The organism is Burkholderia sp. WP9 (assembly GCF_900104795.1).
Lineage (GTDB): Bacteria > Pseudomonadota > Gammaproteobacteria > Burkholderiales > Burkholderiaceae > Paraburkholderia.
Genome location: NZ_FNTG01000001.1, coordinates 4,754,942 through 4,761,244, shown reverse-complemented (window position 1 = coordinate 4,761,244; position 6,303 = coordinate 4,754,942). Strand labels below are relative to the sequence as shown.

The window sequence follows — 6,303 nt, the reverse complement described above, 5'->3', positions numbered from 1 at the left end:
GTAGTACAGCTTCGCACGGCGCACGTCACCACGACGCTTGACGACGATGCTTGCCAGCAGCGGCGAGTACGTCTGGAACGTACGCTCGACGCCTTCGCCCGACGAAATCTTGCGGACGATGAACGACGAATTCAGACCACGGTTACGCTTGGCGATCACGACGCCTTCGTAAGCCTGAACACGCTTACGCGTACCTTCAACCACGTTCACGCTGACGATCACCGTATCGCCGGGAGCGAATTCGGGGATGGTCTTCTCGCCGAGGGCGCGCGCGATTTCTTCCTGCTCGAGTTTTGCAATCAGATTCATCACTGACTCCTAAGTCCATCTTGTCGGCGTTCGTACCTGCCTTGCACTAAGTTTCCTTATTGCGCTCGGCTACGGCCCCGATAGAGGATGGGTTCACATCAGGCGCCGTGCACGCATGCGCGGCGCCGCCTGGTGTCCGCTTGAAAGACCCAAGGCTTTACGCCTTCGACTCTTCCTTCGCGAGACTCGCAAGCCATGCCTCATCGGCACGGCTCAACATCTTGTTCTTTCTGGCCTTCACGATCAGATCCGGCCGTTTGTTCAACGTGTTGCGCAAGGCTTCACGCCGACGCCATGCTTCGATCTCCGCATGATGGCCGCCGAGCAGCACATCGGGCACACGCACGCCGTCGTATTCCTCAGGGCGCGTGTAATGCGGGCAGTCCAGCAGCACGTCGACAAAACTATCCTGCACCGCAGACTGCGAGTCGTTGAGCACGCCGGGCAACTGACGCACCACGGCATCCATCAACGCCATGGCCGGCAATTCTCCGCCAGACAGCACGAAGTCGCCAAGGCTGACTTCTTCGTCGACGACACGGTCGAGCAAACGCTGGTCGATCGCTTCATAGCGCCCGCACAACAGGATCAAGCCGGGTTCGGCCGCAAACTGCATGACACGGTCGTGATTCAGCGTGGCGCCTTGCGGCGACATCATCACGACGCGCGACGCGCCGATACCCTGCTCCGCCTGCGCCGCTTTCGCCGCGCCGATCGCATCTTCCAGCGGCCTGGCCAGCATAACCATGCCGGGTCCGCCGCCGTACGGGCGATCGTCGATTGTGCGGTAGTTGTCGGTCGTGAAATCGCGTGGATTCCACGTACGCAAACCGTAGCGCTCCTGTTTCGCCGCGCGACTGGTGATACCCCAGTCGGTCAGCGCACGAAACATGTCAGGAAAGAGCGTGACGACATCGAACTGCATCGCTCTCTCCATTCAGCGAATGATTTAATAATCGGCTTCCCAGTCGACAGTGATCTGCTTCGCCGCCTGGTCCACCGTTTTGACAAAAACGCCGACGAACGGGATCAAACGCTCGCCGGTGACCGGCTTGCCGCTTTTGTCGGTAGCCGGATATTCGATACGCATCACCGAGTGCGCACCGTTGTCGATCATGTCTGCAACCTTGCCGAGATTGACCCCGGCAACATTCACCACATCCAGGCCGAGCAGGTCGACCCAGTAGAATTCGTCGACTTCGAGAGCCGGAAACTCGCTGCGGCTGATATAGACGCGGGAGCCGCGCAGTGCCAGCGCCACGTCGCGATCAGTGACGCCGCCCAGATGGGCCACCACACTGTCGCTATGCGTTTTCGCTTGCAACGACGGCGCCGATTTGCGCTCCTGACCTTTGAGCAGCCACCAGCGCTTCGCGCTCAGCAAAGCGTCGCCGCCATGTCCGGCATCCGCATGCGCGGCTACCTTGACCCAGCCTTTGAGGCCGTAAGCGTCGACGATTGCACCGACCTCGACCGCATCGGCCGGCCAGCTTTCCACCGTTTCCATGCGCATTTCTGCTGCACCAGAACCGGCGTTTGCAACATTGGCTTTCGCCTTGCCCTCGGCATTTTCGACCGGCTTACGGACGAATGCACCGAACGGCGCCTGATCAGACGTCTTCGCGCGCGGGGCTACTGCCTTGGCGCTACCTGAACTGCCGGAATCACGCTCAGACATAAAAGAACCTCGCTACCAGCTTCGACGCCTGCTTCAGCAAAACAACTCGCGCATCGGACTGCTCATTGGGCCGCTCACGCAAACCGCGAGAGCCGCCGGACGAACCGACGACGATACGCAGGCTAGCTACCATTAAGCAGCCGGCTGCGCCTTTGCAGCTTCCTTCACGAGACGCTCGACGGTCGGCGACAGTTGTGCGCCAACGCCTTGCCAGTACGTCAGGCGGTCTTGAGCGATACGCAGCGACTCACCCTTCGTAGCGACCGGGTTGTAGAAGCCAACGCGCTCGATGAAGCGGCCGTCACGACGGTTACGCGAATCGGTTGCGACGATGTTGTAGAACGGGCGCTTCTTGGAGCCGCCACGAGCCAAGCGGATGATGACCATACTAGAATCCTTGAAAACCGGGGTTCGGAACGACTGAAACACGCGATTATAGCGGGAAACCGACGCCATAACAAACACTTACCGGGATAAACTGAGCAACGGGGTTGCGTCGGCCTGACAGGCGGGGACCTCGCACCACGCCGAAACGCCCGAATTACCTGACGGAGCGCCCTTGAAACTCCTGCCACCCATTGTGTTTTTGCGCGATTTTCCTGGCACCGTTGCGCGACTTGCCGGCTCGGCGCGCATTCTGCGAAGCAGGACCCTGAACACGGGCGCAGCCGTCTTGCTCGCCGCGACTGCCCTGCCGGCGCTCGCCGCACTGCCGGTGGAGCGGATCAAACTACCGCCGGGCTTTCGCATCGATGTCTTGTCGGACGCCGTGCCGAGCGCGCGAGCCATGGCGCTCTCGCCGAAGGGCATTCTTTATATAGGCAGTCTGGACGGCCACGTCTACGCGCTCGAATTGCAAAATGGGCAGGTGACAGCCCGCCACGTGATTGCTTCCGGGCTGGAAACGCCGGCGGGCGTGGCATGGCGCGATGGCGCGCTCTATGTTTCGGCGGTATCGAAAATTGTTCGCTTCGATGCGATCGACACGCACCTGAACGATCCCCCCAAGCCTGCCGTCGTGATCGACACCTTGCCTACGGAGACGCACCATGGCTGGAAATTCATCGCTTTCGGCCCGGACGGCAAGCTATATGTGCCGCAAGGCGCGCCCTGCAACGTCTGCCTGAAAGACCGCGACCGTTTCGGCCTGATCGGCCGCATGAACCCGGACGGCAGCCACTATGAAGTCGTCGCACGCGGCATCCGCAATTCGGTCGGTTTCGCGTGGCATCCGGTGACGCATGAACTGTGGTTCACCGACAACGGCCGCGACCTGCTAGGCGACGACGTCCCGGACGACAAGCTCAACCGCGCGCCGCGCGCCGGGATGGATTTCGGTTTTCCCTACTGCCACGGCGGCAACACGCCCGATCCCGAGTTCGGCAAGGACCATCCGTGCAGCGGGTTCACGCCGCCGACGGTCAAACTCGGTGCGCACGTCGCCGCGCTCGGCATGCGCTTTTACAGCGGCTCGATGTTTCCGCCCGCTTACCGGAATACGATTTTCGTCGCCGAGCACGGCTCGTGGAATCGCAGCAAGAAGGTTGGCTATCGCGTCGTGCATGTCGTCACGGACCCGGATGGCAGCAACGCCCGCCAGGAAGTCTTTGCGGAAGGCTGGCTGCAACCCGGCGAGGCCGTATGGGGCCGTCCCGCCGACGTGTTGCCCCTACCCGACGGTTCCCTCCTGATCAGCGACGACTATGCCGGAGCGGTTTACCGCGTCACTTACTCCGCGCCGTAACAAGCAGTCAGCGACATTCAGCCGCAGCGCGCCCGAAGCGCCGCCGCCCTTCCGAACCAGCTAGCCGCCCCGCGGATGCAACCCTACTAACTCCGGCATTTATCGCAAAACCGCCGCGCCGCCCGCCACGTGACCGGCGCCGTGTGGCGGGCGTAGAATGCGCGTCGGTCCGCGCGAGCCGCGCGCCGTTCCTTTCGACCGCCTGTCACTCTGACCTCGCCTACATGTCCACCCTAGCTTCGACTTCCCCGCGTTTCAGATCCAAGACGATTACCGCCGCACTGGCGTTCTTCTTCGGTTGCCTCGGCGCTCATCGCTTCTATCTGTATGGCACGCGCGACATCTACGGCTGGGCGCACGTGATCGGTACGCTGATCGGCATTCCAGGCGCCATGCTGGTGGTGGCCAGCGAACGGGCTTCCATGCTCGGCTGGGTGCTGGCGTTTCCCGGTGCGGTTTCGCTGCTCGCCGCGTTTCTCGCTGCGATCGTCTACGGGCTGCGTCCGGACGAAAAGTGGGACGCGCAATTCAACGCCCAGAGCCAACGCAAGAGCCGCTCTGGCTGGACAGTCATCTTCGTCGTCATTTTTTCACTGTTGATCGGCGCCTTCCTGTTGATGACAGGGCTCGCCATCTCGTTCCAGACCTACTTTGAAGGTCAGGTGCAGGCGGCCAAAGCACTCTCGCAGTGATCCGCCTCATGCAGCGTTAAAAAAGATCCAGTTGAGGATCGTCGCGCGCCGATTCATGGGCACGCGGCGCTTCCGCCCGGCGAAAGTGCGACATATCCAGAATGCCGCGATCACGCTGGTTCAAGCCGAGGCGGCGCACCGCTTTCTGGAATCGCTGCTTGAGCAGGTCCGCCCACAAGCCTTCTCCCTTCATTCGCGTGGAGAAGCACGAGTCGTAGTCTTTCCCACCCCGCATGTCCCGCACGCGGCCCATGACCCGCTCGGCGCGATCGGGAAAATGCGCCGCGAGCCAGTCCTTGAATAGCGGCGCGACTTCCCACGGCAGACGCAGCACGATGTAGCTCGCGTTGCTTGCGCCGGCCTCCGCACAGGCCTCCAGCACACGCTCCATGTCCGGTTCGGTGACGAACGGAATCACCGGTGCGATGCTGACGCCGACCGGAATGCCCGCCTCACTCAGCGTGCGAATGGTGCGCAGCCGTCGTGACGGCGTGGCCGCTCGCGGTTCGAGCGTGCGAGCGATCTCGGCGTCGAGCGTGGTGATGGTGATGGCCGCCATGAATTGCCCGCGCGCCGCCATAGGCGCTAGCAGATCGAGATCGCGTTCGATCAGCGACGACTTGGTGATCGCCGCGAACGGATGATGCCGCTCGCTGAGCACTTCGATCACCCGGCGCGTGAGCCGCAAGTCGCGTTCGGCGGGCTGCCAGGCGTCCGTATTGACGCCCAGCGCAATCGGTTCCGGCACATAGGACTTCTTCGACAACTCCCGCTCGAGCAACTCCGGTGCGTTGACCTTAGCGTAGATCCGGCTTTCGAAGTCGAGCCCGGGAGACAGTCCCAAATAGCTGTGCGTGGGCCGCGCAAAGCAATAAATACAGCCGTGCTCACAGCCCCGATACGGGTTCAGCGACACGCCGAACGGAATGTCCGGCGATGCGTTGCGCGTAAGAATGGTCTTGGCCCGCTCTTCGAAGACTTGCGTGCGTAAGACCTTCGGCTCGTCGTCGCCTTCCGCCGCTGACAGCCAGCCGTCGTCCACTGCTTCGCGCTGGTCGACTTCGTAGCGGCCTTGCAGGTTCGTCACCGCGCCGCGGCCCTTGCGAGGCGCGGGCGGCGCGATCGGAAATTCGTTGACGGGTTCGGAGTCGGAGTCGGTCACGGCTAGAAAACGCAAAGCACAAACGGCGTAAAATACCTGTACAAATATACAGTATTTACGCCGTTTGTCGAGCCCCGTCTTGCGCTTGCCGTGCTGTCTAATCCCCGACTGCGATCGTCAGCGTTTCCTTGATCTCTTCCATCACCACGTAGCTTTTCGACTGCACCGCGCCGGGCAATTGCAGCAGGATGTCGCCGAGCAGCTTCCGGTAATCGGCCATTTCGCCGATGCGCGCCTTGATCAGATAGTCGAAGTCGCCCGACACGAGGTGGCACTCCAGCACTTCGGGAATCTTCTGCACCTCGCGGCGGAACTGGTCGAACATGTTGCCGCTCTTGTGATCCAACGTGATCTCGACGAACACCAGCAGCGCCGCGCCCAACTCCGCCGGGTTCACGCGCGCGTGGTAGCCGGTTATCACGCCGTCGCGCTCCATCCGCTTGACGCGCTCGATGCACGGCGTCACCGACAACCCAACCTGCTCAGCCAGGTCTTTCATGGCCATGCGGCCGTCCTGCTGCAAGAGCCGCAGGATCTTGTGATCGAGTTTGTCGAGAGCCCGGACCGGTTGGCGCTGTGTACGCATGATGTTTTTGCTGAAAATCTTGAAAATACAATAACAAAACCTGCCTGACTGTTAATAGTATAGCGGTTAACACTGGGCGATCCGCGTTACACCTCGTTAATCGAACGAATTCCAACGACTCGACGAGCGCAC

8 protein-coding genes are annotated in these 6,303 nt (G+C 61.6%); 2 read left to right on the top strand and 6 right to left on the bottom strand.

Features of this window, described 5'->3' with window-relative positions; genetic code table 11:
* The 4 genes from rplS to rpsP form a co-directional block, all read right to left on the bottom strand.
* Window positions 1-309 (bottom strand): 50S ribosomal protein L19 (rplS, locus tag BLW71_RS21325; protein WP_091800157.1); only part of this gene is annotated, 309 nt, incomplete at its 3' end.
* Between the two features lie 157 nt (window positions 310-466).
* On the bottom strand, window positions 467-1,234 hold the full coding sequence (gene trmD, locus BLW71_RS21320) for a tRNA (guanosine(37)-N1)-methyltransferase TrmD (RefSeq protein WP_091800155.1): 768 nt from the start codon (window positions 1,232-1,234) through the stop codon (window positions 467-469).
* Between the two features lie 24 nt (window positions 1,235-1,258).
* Window positions 1,259-1,987: a ribosome maturation factor RimM gene (gene rimM, locus BLW71_RS21315; protein ID WP_091800152.1), complete on the bottom strand. Its 729-nt coding sequence runs from the start codon at window positions 1,985-1,987 to the stop codon at window positions 1,259-1,261.
* Window positions 1,988-2,119: 132 nt separating this feature from the next.
* Window positions 2,120-2,374: a 30S ribosomal protein S16 gene (gene rpsP / locus BLW71_RS21310; protein WP_007180912.1), complete on the bottom strand. Its 255-nt coding sequence runs from the start codon at window positions 2,372-2,374 to the stop codon at window positions 2,120-2,122.
* 172 nt (window positions 2,375-2,546) lie between these two features.
* Between rpsP and BLW71_RS21305 the strand changes: the two genes are divergently transcribed.
* Window positions 2,547-3,731, top strand: coding sequence for a PQQ-dependent sugar dehydrogenase (locus BLW71_RS21305; RefSeq protein ID WP_091800149.1), 1,185 nt, complete (start codon window positions 2,547-2,549; stop codon window positions 3,729-3,731).
* 224 nt (window positions 3,732-3,955) lie between these two features.
* Window positions 3,956-4,423: an NINE protein gene (locus BLW71_RS21300; protein WP_091800146.1), complete on the top strand. Its 468-nt coding sequence runs from the start codon at window positions 3,956-3,958 to the stop codon at window positions 4,421-4,423.
* A gap of 16 nt (window positions 4,424-4,439) precedes the next feature.
* Here BLW71_RS21300 and BLW71_RS21295 read toward each other — a convergent pair whose 3' ends face one another.
* Together BLW71_RS21295 and BLW71_RS21290 are read right to left on the bottom strand one after the other, a co-directional pair.
* The gene (locus BLW71_RS21295) at window positions 4,440-5,585 is read right to left on the bottom strand and encodes a PA0069 family radical SAM protein (protein ID WP_091800143.1); all 1,146 of its coding nucleotides are present in this window, start codon (window positions 5,583-5,585) and stop codon (window positions 4,440-4,442) included.
* A gap of 97 nt (window positions 5,586-5,682) precedes the next feature.
* On the bottom strand, window positions 5,683-6,171 hold the full coding sequence (locus BLW71_RS21290) for an Lrp/AsnC ligand binding domain-containing protein (protein ID WP_007180908.1): 489 nt from the start codon (window positions 6,169-6,171) through the stop codon (window positions 5,683-5,685).
* Window positions 6,172-6,303: the final 132 nt, after the last annotated feature.